The organism is Blastococcus tunisiensis (assembly GCF_900112815.1).
Lineage (GTDB): Bacteria > Actinomycetota > Actinomycetes > Mycobacteriales > Geodermatophilaceae > Blastococcus_B > Blastococcus_B tunisiensis.
The window spans coordinates 24,871-51,168 of sequence record NZ_FOND01000003.1; the positions used below are offsets into that span (position 1 = coordinate 24,871).

The 26,298-nt window shown below is 72.6% G+C and carries 22 protein-coding genes; 9 read left to right on the plus strand and 13 right to left on the minus strand.

Annotation, left to right across the window (positions count from 1 at the left end):
• The first annotated feature begins 83 nt into the window (after positions 1-83).
• From BM142_RS04555 to BM142_RS04575, 5 genes are read left to right on the plus strand one after another with little or no spacing between them, the layout of a single operon-like run.
• Entirely contained in the window at positions 84-3,800 is a 3,717-nt protein-coding gene (locus BM142_RS04555; RefSeq protein ID WP_092195607.1) for a nitrate reductase subunit alpha, read from the plus strand.
• The gene (gene narH / locus BM142_RS04560; protein ID WP_092195608.1) at positions 3,800-5,500 is read left to right on the plus strand and encodes a nitrate reductase subunit beta; all 1,701 of its coding nucleotides are present in this window, start codon (positions 3,800-3,802) and stop codon (positions 5,498-5,500) included. Before BM142_RS04555 ends, narH begins: the two co-directional genes overlap by 1 nt.
• The gene (narJ, locus tag BM142_RS04565) at positions 5,497-6,195 is read left to right on the plus strand and encodes a nitrate reductase molybdenum cofactor assembly chaperone (RefSeq protein WP_092195609.1); all 699 of its coding nucleotides are present in this window, start codon (positions 5,497-5,499) and stop codon (positions 6,193-6,195) included. Before narH ends, narJ begins: the two co-directional genes overlap by 4 nt.
• A gap of 55 nt (positions 6,196-6,250) precedes the next feature.
• Positions 6,251-6,988, plus strand: coding sequence for a respiratory nitrate reductase subunit gamma (gene narI, locus BM142_RS04570; protein ID WP_092195610.1), 738 nt, complete (start codon positions 6,251-6,253; stop codon positions 6,986-6,988).
• The gene (locus BM142_RS04575) at positions 6,985-8,229 is read left to right on the plus strand and encodes an MFS transporter (protein WP_254790538.1); all 1,245 of its coding nucleotides are present in this window, start codon (positions 6,985-6,987) and stop codon (positions 8,227-8,229) included. Before narI ends, BM142_RS04575 begins: the two co-directional genes overlap by 4 nt.
• Before the next feature lie 61 nt (positions 8,230-8,290).
• On the opposite strand, the gene BM142_RS04580 is transcribed toward BM142_RS04575, so the two are convergent.
• Entirely contained in the window at positions 8,291-9,376 is a 1,086-nt protein-coding gene (locus tag BM142_RS04580) for a tellurite resistance/C4-dicarboxylate transporter family protein (protein WP_217640569.1), read from the minus strand.
• 224 nt (positions 9,377-9,600) lie between these two features.
• Here BM142_RS04580 and BM142_RS04585 point away from each other — a divergent pair, with 224 nt between their 5' ends.
• On the plus strand, positions 9,601-10,077 hold the full coding sequence (locus tag BM142_RS04585; protein ID WP_175527094.1) for a hemerythrin domain-containing protein: 477 nt from the start codon (positions 9,601-9,603) through the stop codon (positions 10,075-10,077).
• Here the strand turns inward: BM142_RS04585 and BM142_RS04590 are convergent.
• Positions 10,067-11,080: an NADPH:quinone reductase gene (locus BM142_RS04590; RefSeq protein WP_092195612.1), complete on the minus strand. Its 1,014-nt coding sequence runs from the start codon at positions 11,078-11,080 to the stop codon at positions 10,067-10,069. The genes BM142_RS04585 and BM142_RS04590 overlap by 11 nt on opposite strands.
• Positions 11,081-11,151: 71 nt before the next feature.
• Here BM142_RS04590 and BM142_RS04595 point away from each other — a divergent pair, with 71 nt between their 5' ends.
• Positions 11,152-11,436, plus strand: coding sequence for a DUF1905 domain-containing protein (locus BM142_RS04595; RefSeq protein ID WP_092195874.1), 285 nt, complete (start codon positions 11,152-11,154; stop codon positions 11,434-11,436).
• A 10-nt stretch (positions 11,437-11,446) separates the two neighbouring features.
• Here the strand turns inward: BM142_RS04595 and BM142_RS24355 are convergent, their stop codons facing one another.
• Both BM142_RS24355 and BM142_RS24360 read right to left on the minus strand, forming a co-directional pair.
• Positions 11,447-11,623, minus strand: a complete 177-nt coding sequence (locus BM142_RS24355) for a hypothetical protein (RefSeq protein ID WP_175527095.1) — start codon at positions 11,621-11,623, stop codon at positions 11,447-11,449.
• Positions 11,624-11,789: 166 nt separating this feature from the next.
• Positions 11,790-12,377, minus strand: coding sequence for a hypothetical protein (locus BM142_RS24360; protein WP_175527096.1), 588 nt, complete (start codon positions 12,375-12,377; stop codon positions 11,790-11,792).
• 140 nt (positions 12,378-12,517) lie between these two features.
• Here BM142_RS24360 and BM142_RS04605 point away from each other — a divergent pair, with 140 nt between their 5' ends.
• Entirely contained in the window at positions 12,518-13,366 is an 849-nt protein-coding gene (locus BM142_RS04605; protein ID WP_092195875.1) for a formate/nitrite transporter family protein, read from the plus strand.
• Between the two features lie 119 nt (positions 13,367-13,485).
• Positions 13,486-14,541, plus strand: coding sequence for a carbon-nitrogen hydrolase family protein (locus BM142_RS04610; protein WP_092195613.1), 1,056 nt, complete (start codon positions 13,486-13,488; stop codon positions 14,539-14,541).
• An 18-nt stretch (positions 14,542-14,559) separates the two neighbouring features.
• Here the strand turns inward: BM142_RS04610 and BM142_RS04615 are convergent, their stop codons facing one another.
• The 9 genes from BM142_RS04615 to BM142_RS04655 all read right to left on the minus strand — a co-directional run bounded on the left by BM142_RS04615 (position 14,560) and on the right by BM142_RS04655 (position 26,295).
• Positions 14,560-15,579: a helix-turn-helix domain-containing protein gene (locus BM142_RS04615; RefSeq protein ID WP_139228765.1), complete on the minus strand. Its 1,020-nt coding sequence runs from the start codon at positions 15,577-15,579 to the stop codon at positions 14,560-14,562.
• Between the two features lie 134 nt (positions 15,580-15,713).
• Positions 15,714-16,865 carry a flavin-containing monooxygenase gene (locus BM142_RS04620; RefSeq protein ID WP_092195876.1) on the minus strand — a complete coding sequence of 384 codons (1,152 nt, stop codon included), beginning with the start codon at positions 16,863-16,865 and terminating at the stop codon, positions 15,714-15,716.
• Between the two features lie 98 nt (positions 16,866-16,963).
• On the minus strand, positions 16,964-18,616 hold the full coding sequence (locus BM142_RS25090) for a helix-turn-helix transcriptional regulator (protein WP_254790539.1): 1,653 nt from the start codon (positions 18,614-18,616) through the stop codon (positions 16,964-16,966).
• A gap of 58 nt (positions 18,617-18,674) precedes the next feature.
• Complete coding sequence (locus BM142_RS04630) at positions 18,675-21,278, minus strand: bifunctional FO biosynthesis protein CofGH (protein ID WP_092195616.1); 2,604 nt, start codon at positions 21,276-21,278, stop codon at positions 18,675-18,677.
• 195 nt (positions 21,279-21,473) lie between these two features.
• The gene (locus tag BM142_RS04635) at positions 21,474-22,460 is read right to left on the minus strand and encodes an LLM class flavin-dependent oxidoreductase (protein ID WP_139228766.1); all 987 of its coding nucleotides are present in this window, start codon (positions 22,458-22,460) and stop codon (positions 21,474-21,476) included.
• A 77-nt stretch (positions 22,461-22,537) separates the two neighbouring features.
• Positions 22,538-22,672 (minus strand): methionine/alanine import family NSS transporter small subunit, encoded by a 135-nt coding sequence (locus BM142_RS04640; RefSeq protein ID WP_092195618.1) that lies wholly within the window; start codon positions 22,670-22,672, stop codon positions 22,538-22,540.
• Positions 22,669-24,303: a sodium-dependent transporter gene (locus tag BM142_RS04645; RefSeq protein ID WP_092195619.1), complete on the minus strand. Its 1,635-nt coding sequence runs from the start codon at positions 24,301-24,303 to the stop codon at positions 22,669-22,671. Before BM142_RS04645 ends, BM142_RS04640 begins: the two co-directional genes overlap by 4 nt.
• Before the next feature lie 187 nt (positions 24,304-24,490).
• The gene (locus BM142_RS04650; RefSeq protein ID WP_092195620.1) at positions 24,491-25,339 is read right to left on the minus strand and encodes an ABC transporter permease subunit; all 849 of its coding nucleotides are present in this window, start codon (positions 25,337-25,339) and stop codon (positions 24,491-24,493) included.
• Positions 25,336-26,295, minus strand: coding sequence for an ABC transporter ATP-binding protein (locus BM142_RS04655; RefSeq protein ID WP_254790540.1), 960 nt, complete (start codon positions 26,293-26,295; stop codon positions 25,336-25,338). Before BM142_RS04655 ends, BM142_RS04650 begins: the two co-directional genes overlap by 4 nt.
• Positions 26,296-26,298 lie beyond the last annotated feature (3 nt).

Below are 26,298 nucleotides of genomic sequence, written 5' to 3' on the forward strand. Positions count from 1 at the left end.
CGGCCCCGCCCGGTGGCCGGTGTGATGCAGAGGGCGGGCCTTTGTGCCGGGGGACACGATCTACACGACGCAGAAGGAGAGCTGTGACGCTCGCACCTGAAGGCAGCCGGCAGGCCACTGACGGGAAGGCCGGGTTCGACGGCGGCCTGTCGGAGGCGCTGGTCAAGACCTCGCGGTTCTTCCGCAAGGGGGAGGTCAGTGCCGACCAGCGGTCGCTGCACCAGATCGGCGGGCGGGACGCCGACAGCTTCTACCGGGACCGGTGGTCGCACGACAAGGTCGTCCGGTCCACGCACGGCGTGAACTGCACCGGCTCCTGCTCGTGGAAGGTCTACGTCAAGGACGGGATCATCACCTGGGAGGCGCAGCAGACCGACTACCCGTCGACGGGCGCCGACCGGCCGGAGTACGAGCCCCGCGGCTGCCCGCGCGGCGCCGCCTTCTCCTGGTACACCTACTCGCCGACCCGGGTGCGCTACCCCTACGTCCGCGGGTCCCTCCTGCAGATGTACCGCGAAGCCCGGCAGCGCCTCGGTGACCCCGTCCTCGCCTGGGCGGACATCGTCGACGACCCGGAGAAGGCCCGCACCTACAAGTCGCAGCGCGGCAAGGGCGGCCTGGTCCGCTCCAGCTGGGACGAGGCGACCGAGATGATCGCCGCCGCCCACGTCCACACGATCAAGAAGTACGGGCCGGACCGGATCGCCGGGTTCTCCCCGATCCCGGCCATGTCGATGGTGTCGCACGCCGCCGGTGCGCGCTTCATGTCGCTCATCGGCGCACCCATGCTGTCCTTCTACGACTGGTACGCCGACCTGCCGGTCGCCTCGCCGCAGGTGTTCGGCGACCAGACCGACGTCCCCGAGTCCGGTGACTGGTGGGACGCGGCCTACCTCATCCTCTGGGGCTCCAACGTCCCGGTGACCCGCACGCCCGACGCGCACTGGATGACCGAGGCCCGTTACCGGGGCCAGAAGGTCGTCGTCATGAGCCCCGACTACTCCGACGCGACCAAGTTCGCCGACGACTGGCTGGCCCCACACCCGGGCACCGACGGCGCCCTGGCCATGGCCATGGGGCACGTCGTGCTCAAGGAGTTCTTCGTCGACCGGCAGGTGCCCCGCTTCACCGAGTACGTGAAGAAGTACTCCGACCTGCCGTTCCTGCTCACGCTCACCCCGCACGGCGACAGTTACGTCCCGGGCAAGTTCCTCACCGCCGCCGACCTCGGGGACATGGAGGAGGGCGCGGAGTTCAAGACCGTGCTCGTCGACTCCGCCACCGACGAGCCGCACGTCCCCAACGGCTCGCTCGGCTTCCGCTTCGGCGAGTCGGGCAAGGGCAAGTGGAACCTCGACCTCGGGGACGTCGATCCGCGGCTGAGCCTCTACGACGGCGCCGCCGAGACGGTGACCGTCGACCTCGCCCGCTTCGACACCGCCCGCGGCGAGGGGGCGGCGATGCGCCGCGGCGTGCCGGTGCGCCGGCTCGGCAAGCACCTGGTGACCACGGTGTACGACGTGCTGCTGGCCCAGTTCGGTGTCGGCCGCGCCGGCCTGCCCGGGGAGTGGCCGGCCGGGCTGGACGACGCCTCGCAGCCCTACACCCCCGCGTGGCAGGAGCAGTTCACCGGCGTGTCCGCGGCCGCCGCGGCGCGGATCGGCCGGGAGTTCGCGCAGAACGCCGACGAGTCCAAGGGCCGGTCCATGATCATCATGGGGGCCGGGACCAACCACTGGTTCCACTCCGACACGATCTACCGCGCCTTCCTGACCCTGACCACGCTCACCGGCTGCCAGGGCGTGAACGGCGGCGGCTGGGCGCACTACGTCGGCCAGGAGAAGTGCCGCCCGGTCACCGGCTGGACGACGCTCGCCTCCGCCCTGGACTGGGCCCGACCGCCGCGGCAGATGATCCAGACCGCCTACTGGTACCTGCACACCGACCAGTGGCGCTACGACCAGACGACGCTGGACGGCTTCGCCTCGCCGCTGGGCAAGGGCAGCTTCGACGGCAGGACGCCGGCCGACGTGCTCGCGCAGTCGGCCCGCATGGGCTGGATGCCGTCCTACCCGACCTTCAACCGCAACCCGCTCGACCTCGCCGACGAGGCGGCCGCCGCGGGCAAGGAGCCGGGGGAGCACGTGATCGACGGGCTGCGCGACGGCAGCCTGCGCTTCGCCGCCGAGGACCCCGACGCCCCCGAGAACTTCCCCCGGGTCCTGACCATCTGGCGGGCCAACCTGCTCGGCTCCTCGGCGAAGGGGAACGAGTACTTCCTCAAGCACCTGCTCGGCACCGACAACGCCGTCCGCGCCGAGGAGGCCCCGCCGGAGGCGCGGCCGCAGGACCTGGTCTGGCGGGAGGAGGCACCCACCGGCAAGTTGGACCTGCTCCTCGCCCTGGATTTCCGGATGACCAGCACGACGATCTACTCCGACATCACGCTGCCGGCCGCCACCTGGTACGAGAAGCACGACCTCAACACCACGGACATGCACCCGTACGTGCACTCGTTCAACCCGGCCATCGCGCCACCGTGGGAGACGCGCACCGACTTCGACGCCTTCGGCACGATCGCCCGCCAGTTCAGCCGGCTGGCCGCCACCCACCTCGGCGTCCGCAAGGACCTGATGGCGCTGCCGCTGATGCACGACACCCCGGACGCGATGGCCAACCCCCGCGGGGTGGTGCGCGACTGGAAGGCCGGCGAGTGCGACCCGGTGCCCGGCCGGACGATGCCGAAGTTCGTCGTCCAGGAGCGGGACTACTCGGCGATCGCCCAGAAGTGGTCGGCGCTCGGCCCGCTGGTGGAGAAGCTGGGCCTGACCACCAAGGGCGTCACCACGATGCCCGACAAGGAGGTCGAGTACCTCAAGCACAAGAACGGCGTCATCCGTGACGGTGCGGCGGCCGGGCGGCCGGCGCTGGCCCGTGACGTGCATTGGTGCGAGGCGATCCTGGCCCTGTCCGGGACGACGAACGGGCGGCTGGCCACCCAGGGCTTCCACCGGGCCGAGGAGCGCACCGGCATGCGGATGGCCGACCTGGCCGAGGAGCACGAGGGCAAGCTGGTCACCTTCAGCGACACCCAGTCCCGGCCGACCCCCGTGATCACCTCCCCGGAGTGGTCGGGCAGCGAGACCGGTGGACGCCGCTACTCGCCGTTCACCATCAACGTGGAGCGGCTGAAGCCCTGGCACACGCTCACCGGCCGCATGCAGTTCTTCCTCGACCACGACTGGATGACCGAGGCGGGGGAGAACCTGCCGGTGTTCCGGCCGCCGCTGGACATGCACACCCTGTTCGGCGAGCCGCACGTCGGTGAGCAGGGCGAGCTGGGCATCACCGTCCGGTACCTGACCCCGCACAACAAGTGGTCGATCCACTCGGAGTACCAGGACAACCTGTTCATGCTGTCGCTGTCCCGCGGTGGGCAGACGATCTGGATGAGCGTCCAGGACGCCGCCAAGGTCGGGGTGAAGGACAACGACTGGATCGAGGCGGTCAACCGCAACGGCGTCGTGGCCGCCCGCGCGATCGTGTCCACCCGCATGCCGGAGGGCACCGTCTACATGCACCACGCGCAGGACCGGCTCATCGACGTCCCGCTCACCGAGACCTCCGGCAAGCGCGGCGGCATCCACAACTCGCTGACCCGGCTGTTCCTCAAGCCCACCCACCTGATCGGCGGGTACGCGCAGCTGTCGTTCGCCTTCAACTACCTCGGGCCGACCGGGAACCAGCGCGACGAAGTGACCGTGATCCGCCGCCGCAGCAACCAGGAGGTCCAGTACTGATGCGTGTCATGGCCCAGATGGGCATGGTCATGAACCTCGACAAGTGCATCGGCTGCCACACCTGCTCGGTCACCTGCAAGCAGGCGTGGACCAACCGCAGCGGTGTCGAGTACGTCTGGTTCAACAACGTTGAGACCCGGCCGGGCCAGGGCTACCCGCGGACCTACGAGGACCAGGAGAAGTGGAAGGGCGGCTGGCAGGTCGGCCGCAACGGCAAGCTCCAGCTGCGCACGGGGAGCCGGCTCAAGCGGCTGCTGCAGATCTTCTCCAGCCCGAAGATGCCCTCGATCCAGGAGTACTACGAACCCTGGACCTACGACTACGAGACCCTGACCAACGCCCCGCTCCAGGAGCACACCCCGGTCGCGCAGCCCCGCTCGCTGCTGACGAACGAGCCGATGAACATCGAGTGGAGCGCCAACTGGGACGACAACCTCGGTGGCGCGCCCGAACTGACCCAGCAGGACCCGGTCCTGCAGAAGATCTCGGCGGAGATCAAGGAGAAGTTCGAGCAGACCTACATGTTCTACCTGCCGCGGATCTGCGAGCACTGCATCAACCCGTCGTGCGCGGCCTCCTGCCCGTCGGGCGCGATCTACAAGCGCGAGGAGGACGGCATCGTCCTCGTCGACCAGGACCGCTGCCGCGGCTGGCGCCAGTGCGTCACCGGGTGCCCGTACAAGAAGGTCTACTTCAACCACCGCACCGGCAAGGCCGAGAAGTGCACGTTCTGCTTCCCGCGCGTGGAGGTGGGCATCCCGACGGTCTGCTCGGAGACCTGCGTCGGCCGGCTGCGCTACATCGGCATCGTCCTCTACGACGCCGACCGCGTCCTCGAGGCGGCGTCCACACCGGACGACCAGGACCTCTACATGGCCCAGCGGTCGATCATCCTGGACCCGCACGATCCGCAGGTCATCCGCGCCGCCGAGCAGGCCGGCATCTCGCGGGACTGGATCGAGTCGGCGCAGCGCTCGCCGATCTACTCGCTGATCACCAGGTTCGAGGTGGCCCTCCCGCTGCACCCGGAGTACCGCACCATGCCGATGGTCTGGTACATCCCGCCGCTGTCACCGGTCGTGGACGCGCTCACCGACACCGGCCACGACGGCGAGGACGCCGGCAACATCTTCGGCGCCATCGAGTCGCTGCGGATCCCGGTCGAGTACCTGGCCGAGCTGTTCGCGGCCGGGGACACGAACCTGGTCACCGGGGTGCTCAAGAAGCTGGGCGCCATGCGTGCCTACATGCGTGACCTGAACCTGGGACGTCCGGCCGACGAGTCGATCGCCACCGCGGTCGGTATGACCGGTCAGGACATCCAGGACATGCACCGGCTGCTCGCGATCGCCAAGTACGACGAGCGGTACGTGATCCCGCAGATCCACGCCGAGCAGGGCCCCCGCCAGGAGGAGTTCGACAGCGGCTGCTCGCTGGACTACGACGACGGTCCCGGCATGGGCGGCTGGGGTCCGTTCGGCGAGGCATCGGGCGGCACGACTCCGATCGCCGTGGAGAACTTCCACATGCTGGCCGCCCGGCAGACGGCCGACACCATGGCCGCACCGGGGGACAAGGCGCAGCGGGTCAACCTGCTCAACTGGGACGGCAAGGGGGCACCCGAGGGGCTCTTCCCCGACCGGGCGGAGGACGACGGGGTCGGCTCGGACTCGCCGGCCGTGACGGAGCCCAAGCCGTGAGCCCGCGGCTGCTGTCCCGCCGGCCGGGGCCGACCGCCGCCGAGGTGGCCACCGCCCGTCAAGCGGCGTCCCTGCTGCTCGGCTACCCGGACGAGGACCTGCTCGCCCGGCTGCCCGTGCTGCGGGCGGCGGTGGCACCGCTACCGGTGGAGTTCGCCGGGCCGCTGGGCCGGTTCCTCGACCACCTGGAGACCACGCCCCTGCAGCAGCAGCAGGCCGAGTACGTGGAGACGTTCGACCTGCGGCGCAAGTGCTGCCTGTACCTGACCTACTTCACGCACGGGGACACCCGCAAGCGCGGCATGGCGCTGGTCCAGTTCAAGCACCTGTACTCGCGCGCCGGGATGACGCTGTCGGACGAGGAGCTGCCCGACCACCTCGCGGTCGTGCTCGAGTTCGCCGCCATCGGTGACGCCGCGCGGGGCGAGCGGCTGCTCACCGAGTACCGCCCCGGCCTGGAGCTCATCCGGCTGTCCCTGGACGACCGGGGCTCGCCGTACGCCGCGGTCCTGCAGGCGGTGTCGGCCACGTTGCCCCCGGTGCAGGCGGACGACCGGGCCGCGGTGCTGCGGCTGGCCCGCGAGGGGCCCCCCGGTGAGGACGTCGGCCTCGACCCCTACGGCGCGCTGCCGTTCGCGCCACCGGAGTTCATCCCCCAGCCCACGTCCGGCGCGTCCGCAGGAGCCCCCGCATGAACCGACCCCACGACGTCGGCCCGCTGTCGTTCCACGTCGCGGCGGGGACCCTCAAATGAGCGCGCTCGAGATCCTCCTCTGGGTCGTGCTGCCCTACGTCAGCCTGGCGATCTTCATCGGCGGGCACATCTGGCGGTACAAGTACGACAAGTTCGGGTGGACCACCCGATCCAGCCAGCTCTACGAGCGGAAGCTGCTGCGCTGGGGGAGCCCGCTGTTCCACTTCGGCATCCTCGCCGCCCTCATCGGGCACGTCGCAGGCCTCGGCATCCCCAAGTCCTGGACGGACGCGGTGGGGATCAGCGAGGCGATGTACCACGCCATGGCGGTCGGGATCGGTGCGATCGCCGGGTTCTGCACGCTCGCGGGTCTGGCCATCCTGATCTACCGGCGGCGGACGGTCGGCCCGGTGTTCTCGGCGACCACGAAGAACGACAAGTTCATGTACGTCTTCCTGACCGTGACGATCCTGACCGGTCTGACCAACACGGTGCTCGGCGCGCTGCCCGACCACGTCGGGTACCGGGAGACGGTGTCGCCCTGGTTCCGCAGCATCTTCTACTTCAACCCGCAGGCCGAGCTGATGGCCGACGCCGCGCTGGGGTTCAAGGTGCACGCCGTCTCGGCGCTCCTGCTGTTCGCGATCTGGCCGTTCACCCGGCTCGTGCACGTGTTCAGCGCCCCGCTGGGCTACTTCACCCGGCCCTACATCGTCTACCGCAGCCGCGACCAGCACCTGGGCAACCGGGCGACGCCGCGCGGCTGGGACCGAGTGGGAGGTCCACGCTCGTGACTGCCGCACCGATGCCGGGCGCCCACGGGGCGCCCGGGGCCGCCGTCGACGGCGTTCCCCGGCAGGCCTGGGTGATGCTGGCGGTGGCCACCGTCGGCTTCGCCATCAACTTCTGGGCCTGGGCGCTGGTCAGCCCGCTGGGTGGGTTCTACACCGACGCGCTCGGGCTGAGCGCCCTGGAGAAGTCCCTGCTGGTCGCCGTGCCGGTGATCGTCGGGTCGTTGGGCCGCATCCCCGTCGGGGCGCTCACCGACCGCTTCGGGGCGCGGACCATGTTTCCGCTGCTCAGTGCCCTGACCATCGTCCCGGTCCTGTTCATCGGCTACGTGGCCAGCGACAGCTACGCCCTGATGCTGCTCGGCGGGTTCGTGCTCGGCCTCGGTGGGACGACGTTCGCGGTCGGTGTCCCGCTGGTCAACGCGTGGTTCCCGCCCGCCAAGCGAGGGATGGCGCTCGGCATCTTCGGTGCCGGTATGGGCGGCACCGCGATCTCGGCGTTCACCACCGTCTCGCTGCGGCGTTCCGTCGGCCTGGAGTTCCCCTTCACGCTCGTCGCGGTGCTGCTGGCCGTCTATGCCGTCGTCTCGTGGCTGCTGCTCCGGGACGCCCCCGGCCGGCCGGCGCCCGCCGGGGGTAGCTTCCTGCAGCGGACGTGGGACACCTTCCGGCTGCCCGTCACCTTGCAGCTCTCCTTCCTCTACGCGGTCGGTTTCGGCGGATTCGTGGCCTTCAGCGTCTACCTGCCCACCTATCTCCGCGACGCGTTCGCACTGGACGCGAACGATGCCGCGCTCCGTACGGCGGGGTTCGTCGTCCTGGCCGTGATCATGCGTCCGGTCGGCGGCACCCTGTCCGACCGCTTCCACCCGCTACCCGTGCTGACGACGTGCTTCGCCGTCGTGACGTTGTTCGCGGCGATCTCCGCCCTCGAGCAGCCGCTGGCACCGCTGGGCACGATCGCCTTCCTCGCGATGGCCGCGGCACTCGGGGCAGCCTCCGGCGCCGTGTTCGCCCTGGTGGCGATCGCGGCACCGGCCGGAAAGGTAGGCGCCGTGACCGGCATCGTGGGTGCAGCCGGTGGCCTCGGTGGTTTCGCGCCGCCACTGGTCATGGGCGCCATCTACGGCTGGATGGGGAATTACCAGGCCGGGCTGTGGCTGCTCGCGATCACCGCTGCGGTCGCCGCGTGCTACACGGCCTGGGGCATGCGCGTGTCGGACTCGCCGACGTCGGCGGCGTGAGGGGCGGTCCGTCGCTCGTCCGGATGGAGCGCGGATCGGTCCCGCGCGCAGCGCGGGCGGGTCAGTACGAGCTGGCGTCGCTGCGCCGTTCCGCGTAGCCGGTTCCGGCACGGGTGGCGGTGACCACCATGGCGGCAAGCACGAGGCTCCACACCGCGAAGGCCGCCCAGATGCCCACCGCGCCCACGACGCCCACCAGGGGCAGGTCGTCGGCCCGGCTGAGGTAGGTCGCGGCGACGGCGTACATCCCCATCGGGAACACCATGCTCCACAGGGACGGCTCGTAGCGCAGGGGCACGCGGTGGGTGCGGTGCCGCCACCAGCCGGCGGCCACCAGCACCGGGATCAGCCATGTACCGAACGCCCAGATGCTCACCGAGACACCGGCCACCAGGCCCCGTGTGGCCTCGACCATCGGCGTGTCGACCATCTCGACGATGCGGGCCCCGGCGAGCACGGTGATCGCGCTGGCGCCCATCGCCACCCAGTACGGAGGGGTCAGGTCGGTCGGCCGTAGTTCGAAGAGGAGCAGCCGCAGGGACACCATGATCCCCACGGCGGCGTACAGGAACAGGCTCACCGACCAGGAGAAGACGGCCACCACCGCCAACGCGTCGCGCAGGGCAGGCATGGCGGGCTGCAGCGTGGCGGCCGACGTGGCCACCGACTGGCCCGCGACGACCCAGATGAACCACGTGCCGTTGGCCTTGGTCAGCACCGGCCGCTCGGCGCGGCCGAGGACGGCGGTCCAGGGGATGACGTAGCCGAGGAACAGCCAGGCTGCGAAGCCGACTCCCGCGAGTGCCGCCGCGACACCGATGTGGCCGTCCATGGCGAGCCGGACGCCCAGGACGTTGCCGCCGGCGATGAAGGTGAAGAAGCCGAACCCGCGTGCGGGATCGAGGAAGTCCTCGGCCACGGCGTCGCGATGGCCGATCAGTCGCCAGACGTTGAGCACCACGAGGACGACGAATGCTGTGGCACACACGGCCAGCAGGAGCACCGACACCGTGATGTGCCCGCCGAGCCGCATGCCCACCGAGATGATGCCGCTCGCCATGACGAGGGCGAAGTAGCCCGGCGTCAGTTCGCGGACCTGCCTGTGCGCGAGGCCCAGCTGGTCACCTCCCGTGCCGGTGCTCGCCACGCCTTCACAGTGCCCGAGCCGGCCGGCCGTGACCAGTGGCGACCACCGGCGTGGCGAAGGCTCGGATGCGTGCCATCGGCGGTCCGTGGCGTGCATCATCCCGAGGGCGGGGAATCACCAGCCCCGGGCCGCCGCTGACAGTGGTGACGGCATGTTCTGCCGTCGTCCATCGCCGGCGGCTGGACCGTCGGGCGGGCGGACCCCCGACGGAAGGGATGTCACCGATGTGCGACCACTGCGGCTGCCGGGACCTGACACCCATCGCCCGGCTGATGGACGAGCACGACCGGCTGCGCGAGCTCAGCACGCACATCCGCGGGCACCTCGCCTCGGGGGACGACGCCGCCGCCCGGGCCCACTTCGACGAGCTCCTCGTCCTCCTCGGCCCGCACGTCATGAAGGAGGAGGGCGTCCTCTTCCCCCTGCTGCGGCGCAGCGAGGACCTGGCCGAGCACGTCGGCGTCCTCGAGGCCGAGCACGCCGGCCTCTACGACGACGTCGACGACCTCGACGACGCGGCCGCCCAGGCGTGGCGCGAGGGCATGGTGCGCATCCTCGACGACCTCGCCGAGCACATGTACAAGGAGGACTTCGGCCTCTTCCCCGCGGCCCTGGCCACGCTCGACGGCGCGGACTGGGACGCCGTGGATAAGTGGGAGGCCGATCGCGGGGAGGCCGCTGCGTCCCCCGTCACGCGGTGACGTCGATGAGCACCTTGCCGACGGCGCCGTCCTGCACCGCCTGGTGGGCCTGCGCCGCCTGATCGAGCGGGAAGACGTGCAGCGGCAGGCCGGCCTCCCGGCCCACGCGGACCGCGCCGTCGAGCACCGCGGCGTTGACGTCCTCGACCCCGATCTCCTTCGCGCGGGCCGGCTCGGTGTAGACGAGGACGAACTGCCAGCGGGCGTTCGGGCCCATCTGCAGCCGCACGGGGACGGTGATCTCCGCCCCGCCGTCGTCGGCGTACATCGCGACCGCGCCGTGCATGCCGATGACCTGGGCGTCGATGCCGGCGTTCACGGCGGCCGATACCTCCACGATCGAGTCGACCCCCTGCGGCGCGACCTTGCGCACCTCGGCGACGACGTCCTGGCGCCGGTAGTCCACGACGTGGTCGGCGCCCGCCGCGGCCGCCAGTTGCGCCTTCTCCGGGCTGCTCACCGTGGCGACGACCGTCGCGTCGGCCCACCGGGCCAGCTGGACGGCGGCGTTGCCGACCGCCCCCGCGCCGCCCTGCACCAGCACCGTGCGGCCCTGCAGCGAGCCGGGCCCGATCCGGTCGGGCAGGGACTCGGCGACGGTGAGGCAGCGGTGCGCGGTCAGGAAGGGGATGCCGAGGGCGGCGCCGAGCTCGAAGGACGGCTCCGCGCCCAGCAGCACGGTCTGCCGGGCCGGGACGACGGTGTACTCCGCCGCCGTGCCCCAGCGCCGCTGCCAGGCGGCCTCCCAGATCCAGACCCGTTCACCGACCAGGACCGGGTCGACGCCCTGACCGACGGCGTCGACGGTGCCCGAGCCGTCCTGGTCCGGGATCTGCCCGTCCGGGCCCGGCGGCGTCTTGCTGCGCGACTTCCAGTCGGTCGGGTTGACCCCGGAGAAGGCGACCCGGACCCGGACCTCACCGGGGCCGGGGTCGGGCACGGGGGCGTCGCGGAGCTCGAGGACGTCGGGACCGCCGGGCTGGGAGTAGGTGATGGCACGCACGGCGTCCTTCCTACCCCCGGTCGGCGTCGGGGGCGCGATGAGTTCCGCGGGTGCCGCCGGTCTTCTCTGCCGTGAGCACTCTCCCGCAGCCCTTGGACCTGACCGTCACCGCGCCGATCGAGAAGGACGGCGCCTTCGCCACCTTCGTCACCGTGCCCGGCTCCGCGGAGGTGCTCGGCACGCGGCGGGCGGTGAAGGTGGGCGGCACGATCGACGGACACGAGTTCGCCGCCACCCTCATGCCGTCGGGCGAGGGGCCGCACTGGCTGCCGCTGCGGTCCGCGCTGTGCCGGGCCACCGGCAAGTCGCGCGCCGGCGAGCAGGTCACGATCGTCCTCCAGCGGCGTCTCAGCTGACGACGCCGGACTATCCGGCGGGCATGTCGTCGTCGGTGGGCCACTCGGGGCCGGGCAGCCCGGCCAGCGTCATCAGCCGGTCGACCGTCTCCTCGACGATCTCGTCCGGCGGCGGCGCACCCGACGGCGAGGCCATGAGGTGCCGCACGTCGTCCGGGTCGACGTCGCCGTCGACGGCCTCCCTCACCCAGCGGGCGAACCCGGCCGCCCGAGGCGTCGGCGGCGCGGTAGTCGACCGTCGCGACGCGGCTGTCGTGCACGTCGAGGAGGAGGAACGGCACCGCGGTCGGCCGGCCGGCGCGCCACTGCCCGTCGCTGTACGCGAGCCTGCCGGAGTACCCCACCACCGGAGGCTATCGGCCACCGCCTCCTGACCCGTTCCGCTCCTCCGGAGGCCGTCGGCCACCGCCTCCTGACCCGCTCCGCTCCTTGCCGCGGTCGATGACCGCCAGCAGCACGACCGTGAGGACGACGACGGCGAGGGAGGCGATCCACCACCACGGGGTGGGCAGCCGCAGGGTGAACGCGAGGAGGAGGTCGCCGCCGAAGACCAGCCGCGCGACGAACGGCGCCACCCCGTTGTAGAGCCCGACCAGGAGCACCAGGCCGGAGAGGGCGTCGTAGCCGGCGGCCCGGTCGGCGCCCGGGTCCTCGTCCGCCGTGCTCTCGGGCGGGCTCACCGTCGCGCCGTCGACGGGTCGGACGGGCGGCACGTGCCGTTCCCGCGCGCGGTGGATGGCCGCCAGGAGCGCGCCCGCGACGGCCACGACGCCCAGGCAGGCGATCCACCACCACGGGGCGGGCAGCCACAGCGCGGGCGCGAACCGCTGGTCGGCGCCGAAGACCGGCCGGACGACGAGCGGCACCGCTCCCTGGTACAGCCCGAGGAACGTGACGATGCCCGATGCCACGTCGTAGCGGCGCACTCCGGTTCCCGGCACGTGGACCAGTCGACGGCAGCGTGGCCTCCGGGACATCGGCCATCGGTCGATCCCGGTCCGACCGAAGTCGAGGGCGTGGCGGGGGCCCGGAACGGGCACAACGGGCCGCAACCGGTGGAGCAGACCCAGTGGAGGCGCTCGTGTCCGCACGTGAACCAGCGGAGATGGCCCAGGTCGCGGCCGAGACAGGTGCCAAGAAGACCCGCCGCACCTGGGACCGGGTGCTGGTCAGCGCCTTCCTGGCCGGTGCCTACATCTCCTTCGGCGCCCTGGTCGCCATCACGGTGTCCTCCGGGCTGGACCAGTCGACCTGGGGAACGCTGCCGACGCTGTTCACCGGCGCGGCCTTCACCCTCGGCCTGGTGCTCGTGCTGGTCGCCGGCTCCGACCTGGCGACCGGCAACATGATGCTGGTCCCGCTCGGCGCCATGCGCGGCCGGATCGAACTTGGCGACGTCGCCAAGAACCTCACGCTGGTGCTGCTGGGCAATCTCGTCGGCGCTCTCGTCGTCGCGTTCTTCCTGGCCGTGCAGACCGGCGTGATCGGCGACGCGGACTCCCTCGGCAGCAGCGGGCTCACCTACGACCGGCTCGCCGACATCGCGCAGGGCAAGGCCTCCGGGCACACCGCCTGGGAGACGTTCCTGCGGGGCGTGGGCTGCAACTGGCTGGTCTGCCTCGCCGTGTGGATGTCGCTGGCCGCGAGCACGGTCTCGGGCAAGGTCCTGGCGATCTTCTTCCCGATCATGGCCTTCGTGGCGATGGGGTTCGACCACGTCGTCGCCAACATGTTCTTCCTGCCGGCGGCGATCTTCGCCGGGGTCCCCGACATCGGCTGGGGGGACACGCTGCTCAACTGGCTGCTGGCCGGTACCGGCAACCTGGTCGGCGCGGTCATCTTCGTGTCGACGTCGTACTGGTACCTGTTCCTCCGGGACCAGCCGGAGAAGCCGGAGGTCGCCGAGGCGGAGCCCGCCGAGCGCGGCTGATCCCCGGCCCGGTGATCCCGTGGGCCCGGTGCCACGACCGGCTGCCGCACCGGCACGGCATCGACGCGGCGTGCACGCATGTCCAAGTGCGGGGCCCCCGGGCTTCCTAGCGTGCGGGCATGTCGAACACTCCCCCCATCGTCAAGGTCGCGGCGGTCCACGCCGCGGCACCGTTCCTGGACCTCGACGCCGGTGTCCGCAAGGCCTGCGAGTTCATCCGCGAGGCCGGTCGCGCCGGGGCGAAGCTCGTGGCGTTTCCGGAGACCTTCCTGCCGGGCTATCCGTACTGGATCTGGTCGCACACCACCAAGTACGCGGCGCCCTTCTTCGCCGAGCTCTACGCCAACGCCGTGGAACTGCCCAGCGAGGCATCGCGGGCGATCGGTGCGGCGGCGCGCGAGGCCGGTACCTGGGTGGTCATGGGACTCGACGAGAAGGAGGGCGGCACTCTCTACAACACCCAGGCCTACTTCGCACCCACCGGAGAACTGGTGGCGCGGCACCGCAAGCTGCACCCGACCAACGCCGAGCGCACGGTCTGGGGGCGCGGGGACGGCCGGGACGTCTTCGTCGTCGACACCGGCTTCGGCCGCCTCGGTGGGCTGATCTGCTTCGAGCACAGCATGGACCTCAACCGCTACGCGCTCGCTGCCCTCGGCGAGCAGATCCACGTCGCGGCCTGGCCGGCGATCAGCGCCACGCACGCCGATCCCAACGCTGACAACTTCGACCACTACTCCAGCACGCTGTCCAGCGCCCACGCGATCTGTGCCCAGACCTACGTCATCGTGGTCCAGGGTCGGATCAGCGAGGAGATCGTGGAACGGCTCGGTGTTCCCGAGGGTCCGGACGCCCCGACGGTCGGCGGCGGGATGACCGGCTTCATGGGCCCGGACGGCAGGTGGCTCCAGGAGCCGCACCGGGACGACGAGGCGATCGTGTACGCCGAGCTGGATCTGAGCGTGATCGCGTTCGCCAAGTACTTCGCCGACGGGGCGGGGCACTACGCCCGGCCGGACGTGTTCAGCTTCGGCGTCGACCGCACGCCGCAGGTGCCGCTGACCACCCAGCGGGTCTCGGCGCTCGACGGGATCCCCGTGCCCGAGGAGCGGCATGCCGGCGACGGCGAGGAGGACGCCGCCGGGGTCGTCCTCTCGGTCCTGCCCCGGGACTGACGGGCGGCCGCCGTGCGGTCAGGTGTCGTCCCCGGGGCCTGACCGCACGGTCCGCGGCGCCCCTGCCGACGGGGCGGCGTCCGCCAGCCTGCTCTCCCGGCGGAAGGTGCGCGGGGATCGGCCGTACGCCCGGCGGAACAGCCGGCTGAAATGCGCTGCGTCGGGATATCCGCATTCGACGGCGACGTCGGCGACGCTGAGTTCGTCCGCCGCCGACCGGATCAGTAGGTCGCGGGCCCGCTCCAGCCGCACGGTCCGCACGTAGTGCGCGACCGGGCCGACCTCGGCGGCGAAGAGGGCGTAGAGGTAGCGGCGCGAGACGCCCAGCGCGGCCGCCACGAAACCGGGGGTCAGCCCGGGATCGTCGAGTCGTGCAGCGATCAGCTCCTTCGCCGCCGCGAGGATGACGTCGGTGTTGCGAGGACCGGTCAACCGCACCGGGAGTGCCTGCCGGATCAGGTGGTCGACGGCGGCCATCACCTCGTCGAGCACCGGCGGTCCCGGGTTCCCGGCGGCCAGCGCCAGGAGGTCGTTCCGCACCGGACTCAGCCGGTCCCCGGTCAGCGCGGTGGCCGCCACCGCGGCGACACGGTCCCGGCCGGCGTCGAGCACGTCCTGGCGGATCCGTACGACCAGCAGCCCGAACGGGACGTCACCGCTGACGCTGTAGGGCTCCGAGGTGTCGTAGACGGTGACGTCCCCGGGGCCGAGGCCGACCCGGCGGCCGTGCTGGCTCACGACCGACCGTCCGCGCAGCCCGACCGCGATCTTGTAGTGACCCGCACCTGCGCCGTCCGCCAGCCGGGCGTCCCTCGTCGCTACGTGCGGCGTGGCCGTGAGGCGGCAGAAACTGGCGCCGGCCACCTCCCGGCCGGCGATCACGCCGAGGATGGAGGCGTCGCGCGCGGTGATCCGCATCGGTACGAGGAAGCGGGCGGTCGCCTTCTCCCAGAGGCCCACCTGGACGGGCGGCGCCACCCGACGCGAGTCGAACGCCGTCGCACCCACCGGCGTACCGAGGACCGCGTGCAGACTCACGGCCCCAGCCTGCCCGATCGAGGCCGCCCCGGGGAGCCCCGGAGCACACTGTCGGCGTGACGATGACGGTCTGAGCGGGCGGCGGCCCTCGTGGCAGCACGGTGGCGCCGATCCGCTCCGTCCCGCTCTGCTGCTCAGCCGGCGGTCATCGACGCCGGAGCTGCCGCGGCGGGCGTCCCGGCCATCCGGCGGGCGACGTGCCGGGCCACGAAACCGGCGTCGCGGCCGACGCCGCCGATGAGCATCGAGTAGAAGCCCTGCAGGAAGGGCAGGCCGACGAAGTAGAGGCCGGGCGCGTCGGCCACGACTCCGCGCGTCTGGGCCGGCCAGCGCTCCTCGCCGATCGGGACCTGGATCCAGTCGGTGTCCTTGCCGAAACCGGTGCACCAGACGACGTTGGCGACGTCGAGGACCCGGCCGTCGCCGAGGACCGGCTTTCCGTCCTGCACGCCGACGGTCCGCTCCGGGGTGTACTCCACGCCGGCGGCCTCGAGATCGCTCCTCTTGACCCGGATGAGCGGGCCGCCGCCGGCCCGGACGTGCCCGGCGACCTTCCGGCCGAGCGGCGTCCGCATCGTGAGGACGTGGTTGGCGGCGAACCAGAGGATCGGCAGCAGGACGTGCGCCGTCCGGCTCTCGATCCGGAACGGGATCTCGCCCTGGATCGGCCCCGAGAGATACGTGCGGTGGGTCGGGGCGAGTTCCACGGCCAGGTCCGGCCCCGAGTGGCTGGCCCCGACCAGGAGGACGGGGCCGGGCTGGAGCTGCGAGGGGTTGCGGTACTCCGCGGAGTGCATCTGCCGGATGGCGGGATCGAGCTCGTCGGCGAACTCGGGGACGATCGGGCTCTGCCACGTGCCCGACGCGACGACGACGTTCGCGGCCTCGAACCGGCGGTGCCCCGAGGTGACGACGTAGTGCTCGCCCTCCCTCGAGAGGTTGTCCACGCTGATCCCCGTGCGCACCGGCAACCCGAAGGCGGTGGCGTAGGCCTCGAGGTAGTCCGCCATGTCGTGTCCCGTCGGGAAGTCCCACCGGGGCAGCGGGAACGGCATGCCGGGGAGGCCGTCGTAGCCGGCGGGGCTGAACAGGCGCAGGGAGTCGAAGCGCTGCCGCCAGACGTCGCCGACGCGCTCGCTGCCCTCGAGCACCACGTGCGGCCGGCCCTGTCGCGCCAGGTGGTACGACGTGGCCAGCCCGGCCTGCCCACCGCCGATGACGACGGTCTCGACGTGCTCGGGTGCGGCGAAGCCGAGGTCGGCGGGGGTGGATCCTGAGCGGGTCATCGGAACCTCCATCGGGTGTCGTCCGAACTGATGGGGACGACGCTAGGAAGCCCGGGCACCGTGCCGCGTCGGGAGAACTGTGCAGATCGGTGGTCGGCTCAGGCCAGGTGGTGCTGGTACGCGTAGGCCGTCGCGGCGGCCCGCGACGGGACGTCGATCTTGGTGAAGATGTTGGCGACGTGCCGGGCCACCGTCTTCTCCGACAGGAAGAGGTCGCCGGCGATGGCCCGGTTCGTGCGGCCGGTCGCGACGAGCCGGAGCACCTCGAGCTCCCGCGTCGTCAGGCCTCCCGGCGCGGTCGCCCGCGGGGTGTGCCCGGCCAGCTCGGCGACGCGCGCGGCGTCGGGTCCCGCGCCGAGCTGCGCGAAGGTCCACCCCGCGGCGGCCAGTTCCAGGGCGGCGGTGTCGTGGTCGTCGAGCGCCCGGCAGGCCAGGCCGATGAGCACGCGGGTGCGGGCGGCGTCGTACGGCGCCCCGATCTCCTGCCACGCCGACCACGCCCGGCGCAGCGTCCCGACGGCGTCGCGGGAGGCGCCTCGGGCCAGCAGGACGGCACCGGTGGCCTGCAGGGCCATGGCGTGGAGCAGCGGGGCGTCGATCCTGCTCGCCATCTCCGACAGCTCCGATGCGGCACCCTCCGCGCCGCCGAGGTCGCCGGCGGCGACGAGCACCTCGACGCACCCAGCCAGCAACCGGGGCCGGTGAGGGCCCGACTCGTGCTCCTCGGCGAGGGCCCGGCGGATCGCCGCGGTCGCGGCGTCGACCCTGCCCTGCGCGACCCGGAGCAGGGCGAGCCCGGGCTGCGGGTCACGGCCGTGCCGGCTCGCCCGCGTGTACGCCGCTTCGGCGGCGTCGTACGCGCCGCGGAGCCGGTGCAGGTCGCCCACCTCGTGCCAGGCCATCCCGGTGGCGGTCTGACCAGGGGCTCGCTCCAGTTGTCCGCACGCCCGTCCGGCCTCGGTCATGGCATCGGGCCATGCCCCGTGCAGCTGCAGGATCTCGGCACGGTGCACCAGGCACTGACCGCGGTACGGGACCATGTCCGGCTGCGCGGCGCACCACCGGGTGAGGGCGCCGGTCCACTCCTGCGCCCGCCGCAGGTCCCAGCTGTCGAGGCAGGTGGCGATCACCGCGCAGTAGACGAGCCCCGCCACGTGGGTCGAGGTCTCCCCGGTGGTGACGGCGACCATCGCCTCGTCGAGCAGGGCGAGCCCGCCGGCGACGTCGCCCAGCATGGCGAGACTCTGGCCGCGCCCGAGCCGGCCGAGCGTCATGAGGTCGGCTTCGCCGAAGCGGTCACCGACGGCGGCGGCCCGGGTGAAGCCGTCGTAGGCGGTCCGCGCATCACCGCCGTACATGGCCTGGACGGCGGGCGGGAGCTGCACGTACCCGTGGACGGGGGAGTCGCCCACCCCGGCGGCGTCGAGGACCGCCAGTGCCCGCCCCAGCCACCCGCCGGCCTGAGCGCCCTCCCCGCGCAGCGCCAGCCCCCAGGCCAGCCAGAACGCGCACCGGGCCGCCCGCTCCGGGTCGCCGGCGGCCAGGTGGCGGCGGTGCGCCCGCTCCCACGCCGCGGCGCACTCGGCGTCCCGGCCCGTGAGGTAGGCGGCCAGTGCGAGCCGCTCCAGGTCGTCCGCGTGCTCCGGTTCGCCGGAGGCGACCGCACCGGCCAGTCGCCGGTACGCCTCCTCCCACGCCTGTCGGGCGTAGGCGGTGCGCCCCGCGTCGAGCTCCGATCCGGGAACCGGCACGCGGGCCATGGTCCTCGTGGACTCGCACGGGTCAACGGGTCCGGTCGTCCCGGCCGGGTCAGCTCGGCGTGATCGACAACGTGAGCCGGCGGCGGCCCTCGTCGGAGCGCGCCGTGGCGAGGCGCTCGGCGGACGGGGTGCCGTACTCCGTCGTCCGCTGGCGGGCCGGCCGGCCGATCGCGGCGGCCATCGCCTCCAGCTCGGCGATGGTCTTCAGCGAGCCGTTCTCGCTGCCGGCCATCCGGCTGATCGTCTCCTCCATCAGCGTGCCGCCGAGGTCGTTGGCGCCGCCCTGCAGCACCGCCTGGGTCCCGGTGTCGCCGAGCTTGACCCAGGACGTCTGGATGTTGCCGATCCGGCCGTGCAGCAGCAGCCGGGCGACCGCGTGCACCGCCCGGTTCTCCCGCACGGTCGGCCCGGGGCGGGCGACACCGGCGAGGTAGATCGGCGAGTTGTGGTGCACGAACGGCAGTAGCACGAACTCGGTGAATCCGCCGGTGCGGTCCTGCAGGGCGGCGAGCGTGCGCAGGTGCCCGACCCAGTGGGCGGGGGTGTCGACGTGGCCGTACATCATCGTCGACGTCGTCGGGATCCCGACCTGGTGCGCGGTCGCGATGATCTCCAGCCAGGTCGCGGTCGGCAGCTTGCCCTTGGTCAGCACCCAGCGGACGTCGTCGTCGAGGATCTCGGCCGCCGTGCCGGGGATCGAGTCGAGCCCGGCGGCCTTGGCCTCGGTGAGGAAGTCGCGGAAGGACAGCCCGGTGCGGGCGGCGCCGTTGACGATCTCCATGGGGGAGAAGGCGTGCAGGTGGATGCCGGGCCGGCGCTCCTTCACCTCGCGGGCGAGGTCGAAGTACGCGGTGCCGGGCAGGTCGGGGTGGATGCCGCCCTGCATGCAGATCTCGGTCGCCCCGGCCGCCCAGGCCTCGTCGACGCGGTCGCCGACCTGGGCCATCGAGAGCGTGTACGCGTCGGCGTCGGTGCGGCGCTGGGCGAAGGCGCAGAACCGGCAGCCGGTGTAGCAGACGTTGGTGAAGTTGATGTTCCGGTTCACCACGTAGGTGACGTCGTCGCCGGTGACGTCGGCCCGGACGGCGTCGGCCAGGGCGCACAGGTTCTCCAGGTCGGTCCCATCGGCGCCCAGCAGCGCCAGGTACTCCGCGTCGGAGAGGCCGGCCGGGTCCTGCTCGGCGTGCAGCAGCGCGGCCAGCACCTCGCGGTCGCCGGCGTGCAGCGCCGTGGAGTGCCCGTCCCGCGCCGCCGTCGTGCGGTCGCGGAGCTCTGCCCAGTCGCCGTAGACGGCGTCGAAGTCGGAGCGGCGGTCCGCCGTCCGGCCGACGGTGTCGACCTCGACGTGCAGGTCGGTCCGGCCGGAGGCGGTCCAGGACTCGTCCGGCTCCTGCCACGGCAGGCCCACCGGCAGCCGCCCCTCGACGGCCAGCCCGTCGGGGCCGGCCAGCGCGTCGACGTGCGGGCGCACCCGCGGGTCCAGCCACGGCTCGGGCTGCCGGACGTACGGCGGCTGGGCGGCCAGCCGCTCGCGCAGCTCGAAGCCGGTGTCACTCGACAGTTCCGCCAGCTTGTCCAGTTCCGGCCACGGCCGCTCGGGGTTCACGTGGTCCGGCGTCAGTGGGGAGACGCCGCCCCAGTCGTCGACGCCGGCCCGCAGCAGCAGCCCCAGCTCGGTGGAGTCGGACAGGTTCGGCGGTGCCTGCACGCGGGCCTTCGGGCCGAGCAGCAGCCGGGTGACGGCGACGGCGGCGACGTACTCCTGCAGCTCCAGGTCGTCGTGCGCCTGCATCGCCGTGCGTGGCTTGGCGCGGAAGTTCTGGACGATGACCTCCTGCACGTGCCCGTGCCGCTGGGCCGCCGCCCGGATCTGCAGGACGGCGTCCACGCGCTCGGCGTAGTCCTCGCCGATGCCCAGCAGCACCCCGGTGGTGAACGGGACGGCGGACCGCCCGGCATCCTCCAGCACCCGCAGCCGGACGGCGGGCTCCTTGTCGGGCGAGCCGAAGTGGGGGCCGCCGGGCTCCGACCACAGCCGGGTCGCCGTCGTCTCCAGCATCATCCCCATCGACGCCGACACCGGCTTGAGCCGCTGGATCTCCTCCCACGACAGGACGCCGGGGTTGAGGTGGGGGAGCAGCCCGGTCTCCTCGAGCACCCGGATCGCCATCGCCCGCAGGTAGCCCAGCGTCGAGTCGAAGCCGTGCGCCTCCAGCCACTCCGCCGCCACCGGCCAGCGGTCCTCGGGACGGTCGCCGAGGGTGAACAGCGCCTCCTTGCAGCCCATCGCCGCACCGGCCCGCGCGATGTCGAGCACCTCGTCGGGGGAGAGGTAGGGCGCCCTGCCCTGTGCGCGCAGCTGCCCCGGCGTCGTCACGAAGGTGCAGTAGTGGCAGCGGTCGCGGCACAGGTGGGTGAGCGGGATGAACACCTTGCGGCTGTAGGTGACCACGCCCGGGCGCCCGGCCGAGGCCAGCCCGGCGTCGCGCACCCGGCCGGCCGCGGTGAGCAGCCGGTCCAGCGGCTCGCCGTCGCCCAGGCCGCGGGCGTGCAACAGCGTCTCGGCCTCGACGGCGTCGAGGGGCACGCCGCGCTCGGCGCGGGTCAGCGCGCGGCGGAGTGCGGACTCGGAAGGGGCAGGCAGAGCGCTCATATCGGCCCCGACGCTAGTCGAAGGACCCCTCGGCCCCCACCACTCGCTCGCAGCAGGCCGGCGATCGCCTGGGCGGCCCCTGATCACGAGCATCGCCATCATCACGATCGCGGCGTGCGCATCAGGGGCCTTCCCTCGTGGTGTCCGGCTCCCGGCCGCGTGCAACCGCATGGCCGGCCCACGGCGAAGGTCCCGCTACCCCTGGATCAGCTCACCCAGCGTGCGCCACGCTCGCTCCACCTCGTCGAACGGCGCATCCGGGGCAGGCCCGATGACGACCAGGTGGTCCAGCCCGAGGTTCCGCAGGCCGGCCAGCCGCTCGGCGCAGGAGTCCGGGGTGCCGAGGATGCCGAAGCGGTCCAGCAGGTCGTCCGGGACCGGGGCGGCAGCTCCCGTCGCGTGCCTGTCCATCCGGTAGTCGGCCGCCAGCTGCTCCAGCCGGCCCCGGTCGACGGGATCCACATCGGGCGCCGCCCGGCCCGTCATCGCCGAGAACCGGGCGAAGACCGCGAGCGGCCCCCGGCCGATGGCCCTGGCCACCTCGCCGTCGGGATGGACGACCACGTTCACGTGGGCGCCGAAGGCGACGTCCCGCGGGTCCCGGCCCGCCGCCTCGCAGGCAACCTCGACCGCCGCCCGCGCCGCCAGGATCCGCCCGGGATCCGCCCCCACCGCCACGGTGACGGCGTCTGCCTGTCGGGCGGCCACCGCCATGACCTTGGGTCCGGTCGCGGCGATGTCGACCGGTACTGCCCTTCCCGCTCCGTCGATCCACCGGTTCCTCGCCGGCACCGTGCCGTCCTCGCTGCCGAGCAGGTAGCTCTTCACCTCGCGGACGTAGGACTCGAAGTCGGCTACCGAGGCCAGTGGGCGGTCGATCGTGGCCACCGACGAGTCGCCGCGCCCGATCCCGAGAACGGCGCGGCCGTCGGACACGAGGTCGACCGTCGCGATGGCATTCGCCGTCACCGAGGGGTGCCGGGTCACCGGGTTGGTCACCGAGGTACGCAGCAGCAGTCGCTCGGTGCAGCCCGCTGCCAGCGTCAGGGAGGAGTAGACGTCGGGTGCCAGGTTCTGGGTGTCGGTGAACCCCAGGCCGGCGTATCCCGAGTCCTCCGCCAGCCGCGCGAGTTCCACGACCCGCCTGGGCAGCGGGAAGCTCGTCATCCACACGGGGGTCATGCCGGGCACCCTCGCAGATGTGCTCGAGGCAGGAAAGCCTCGTGCCGTGCACCGCGTCGGCGCGCCGTCCGCCGAGGTCAGCGGTCCCGGTGCAGGTTCTCGGCGCGGTCCTCGACGGCGCCGTGGCGCACCAGGCTGGCGATCGCCAGGGCGAGACCGCCCCAGATCACGAGCATCGCCACCACCATCATCACGATCGCGGCCGTGCTCATCGGGGTCCTCCCTCGTCCTGACCGGTTCCCGGCCGGTTGCCGGGGGGCGGCTCGGCCGCGGCCGTGGCGGACACCGGCGTCGCCGGATCCGCGCCGGGCGGTGGCCCGTCCAGGTGCGTCCCGGCGCGCCACGGCAGCCGGGCGACGAGGAAGCCGACCAGCGGCAGCGCCACGACCAGCCCCCAGCCGAGGACCAGCAGGAGCCAGCCGGGGTAGTCCTCGTAGGGCGCGGACAGGTCGTCCTGGAGCGCGAAGACCAGCACGACCGCCAGGCCCGCCGGAGCGACGAGGCTCGTCAGCACCCGCCAGCCGGTGCCGACCCGGGGACGGCCGTGCACGTTGAGGTGCTCGCCGAGGCCGGTCAGGGCGCGGAGCGCCCACGCGACGACCAGCATGCTGATCAGCGCCACCACGAGGATGCCGTACTGGTTGACGAAGTGGTCGACGACGTCGAGCACGTAGATGCCGCTCGTCGTGCTGAAGAGGACCAGGCTGAGCACGGCGGCGGGGACGCCGACCACCAGGGTCGCGGCGAGGCGGCCGGTGTCGAGCTTGTCGCGGACGGCGGAGATCACCACCTCGAGCACGCTGACCAGCGAGGTGATCCCGGCGATGACCAGCGAGCCGAAGAACAGCACCCCCAGCAGGGCGCCGGCCGGGGCCTCGCTGATGATCGTCGGGAAGGCGATGAAGGCCAGCCCGATCCCGTCGCTGGCGACCTCGCCGACCGCGACCCCGCCGGCCTGGGCCATGAAGCCGAGAGCGGCGAACACGCCGATGCCGGCCAGCAGCTCGAAGCCGGAGTTCGAGAAGCCGACGACGAGACCGGAGCCGATCATATCCTCGCGCCGGCCCACGTACGAGGCGTACGTGATCATGATGCCGAAGCCGATCGACAGCGAGAAGAAGATCTGGCCGAACGCGGCGGCCCAGACCGGCGCCGAGGTGAGCGCCGACCAGTCGGGCGTGAACAGCGCGTCGAGGCCGCCGGCCGCCCCCGGCAGCAGCAGCGCCTGCACCACGAGGGCGGCGAAGGCGAGCACCAGCAGCGGGATGAAGACCAGCGAGACCGCACCGATCCCGCGCTGGACGCCGAGAGCCATGATCACGAGGACGGCCAGCCACACCAGTGCGAGGGGCACCAGCACCCCGGGCACCACGTCGGCGGTGACCCGGACGTCCCCGGCCTGCAGGAACTCGCCGAAGAAGAAGCCCTCGGGGTCGGCGCCCCACGACTCGTCGAGGGAGAAGAAGGTGTAGCGCAGCGCCCACGCGATGACCGCGGCGTAGTAGACGGCGATGACGAAGCAGATGCCCACCTGCCACCAGCCGAGCCCCTCGGTGCCGCGGCGCAGCCGAGCGAAGGACAGCGGTGCCGAGCCGCGGTGGCGGTGGCCGATCGCGTAGTCGAGCAGCAGGAACGGGATGCCGGCGGTCAGCAGCGCCACCAGGTAGGGCACCACGAACGCGCCGCCGCCGTTCTCGTAGGCCACGTAGGGGAACCGCCAGATGTTCCCGAGCCCGACCGCCGACCCGATCGCGGCCAGGATGAAGACCCGCCGGGAGCTGAACCCGCCGCGGCGGCGCTCCTGGTCGGCCTGCTGCCTGGCTCCCCCCGCCGTCGTGCTCATGCGACCTCCCCAGTCCCGACCGGCGGCTCGACGTCGCGCCGTCGGAGAGAGGATGTCAGGACTCGCGCGTCCCGGCAGCCGCGACCGGATGTCCACGACGACCCCGCCCCGAGCCTGCGAAGGCCCGCGGCCGGCGTCCGGAGGCTCGCGCGAGCGTGCGAACGGGGAGGAGGAGGGGGGTCCTTCCTCAGACGTCGCGGCGCTGGAAGGACAGGGCGGTCAGGCCCAGGATCACCGCGATCCACACCGCGGCCCACGTCAGGTACGCCGGGGTCAGCGGCGCCTCGCTCAGGAACGGGAAGCCGCCCTCGCCGGGCCCCATCTGGACCAGCGCGATCGGGTCCTGGAAGGCGTTCATCGCCCCGCGCCACAGCCCGTCAGTGGGGAGGATCACCCGGGAGACGGTGCCGACGCGCTCCACGCCCTCGTTGCCCAGGGCGCCGCCGATGCCGCCGACGACGCCGGCCACCCAGGTCGCCCCGAAGAGGCCGACCGAGATGATCCCCGAGGCCATCGGCGAGACGACGCTGGACAGCAGGAGGGCCAGGGTCAGCAGCACGACCGTCTCGGCCGCCAGCAGCGCCAGCCCGGAGGTAGGCGACGGCGGCCAGTAGCCGACCACGGCGCGCACGACGAGCAGCTGGGCGAGCCCGGCCAGGATCACGTAGCCGCAGCCGAAGGTGAGCAGCCCCAGCCACTTGCCCAGCAGCACCGACGACCGGCGGACCGGCCGGGCGAGCATCGCCAGCGCCTGCCCCGACTCCACCTCGCCGGCGAGCGTGGGACCGGCCAGGAACGCCGTGCCGATCGCGGCGATCAGGCTGAACCCGAACATGATCAGGTTGATCAGCAGCGAGGCCACCAGCCGCGCCTCGCCGCTGGTCATGGTGCCGAGGTCGGTGTCCAGACCGATCAGCTTCGAGAAGCCCCAGCCGCTGAGGACCAGCAGGGCCACCGTCAGGACGAGGAGCGCCCAGACCACCCGCCGGCGGAAGGCCTCGCGCAGGGTCAGGCCGGCGACGGTCAGCACGATCACCGGGGCGCCGCCTCGGGCTCGTCGTGCCGCAGGACGGCGAGCAACCGCTCCTCGAGGCTGATCCGCACCGGCTCGACGGCGTGCACCCGCACGCCGAGGCCGACGAGGTCGCGCACCAGGTCGGGCACGGTGACGCCGTCGTCCTCGCTGGCGAGCTGCACGGTGAACCAGTCGCCGCTGCGGTTCAGGGAGCCGGCCGCCCGCAGGCGGTCCTCCCCGGCGCCGTCCACCCCCGCCAGCCGCAGCCGGACCTCCCGCTGGCCGAGCAGCTCGGCGAGGGTGCCCGACGCCGCCACCCGCCCCCGGTCCAGGATGACGACCCGGTCGCACACCCGCTCCACCTCGCCGATGAGGTGCGAGTTGAGCAGCACGGCGACGCCGCGCGCCTTCAGCGAGAGCACGATGTCGCGGACGTCGACCCGGCCGACCGGGTCCAGCGCGCTGGTGGGCTCGTCGAGCACGACGAGCTCGGGGCGGGCGACCAGGGCGACGGCCAGACCGAGCCGCTGCTGCATGCCCTTGGAGAAGCCGCCCACGCGGTCGCCGGTCCGGCCGGCGAGCCCGACGAGCGCCAGGCACTCCTCCCGCTCGGCGGCGGTGACGTCGGCGCGGGCCAGCCGCACGTGCAGGTCGAGCACCTCGGTCGGCGTCAGCCACGGCTGGTAGCGGAAGAGCTCGGGCAGGTACCCGACGGCGCTGCGGGAGCGCGGGTCGGACGCGCGCCGGCCCAGCAGCAGCACCTCGCCGGCATCGGGCCGCACCAGGCCCAGCAGCATCTTGATGACGCTGGTCTTGCCCGCGCCGTTGGGGCCCAGCAGGCCCAGCACCTCGCCGCGGGCCACCGTGAAGGAGACCTCCTCGACGGCGGTCCGGCGCCCGTACCGCTTGCGCAGCCCGGAGCACCAGACCGCCGGGGACGGCGGGAGGTCGGCGAGGGCGCCGGTCTCGGAGGTCACCCT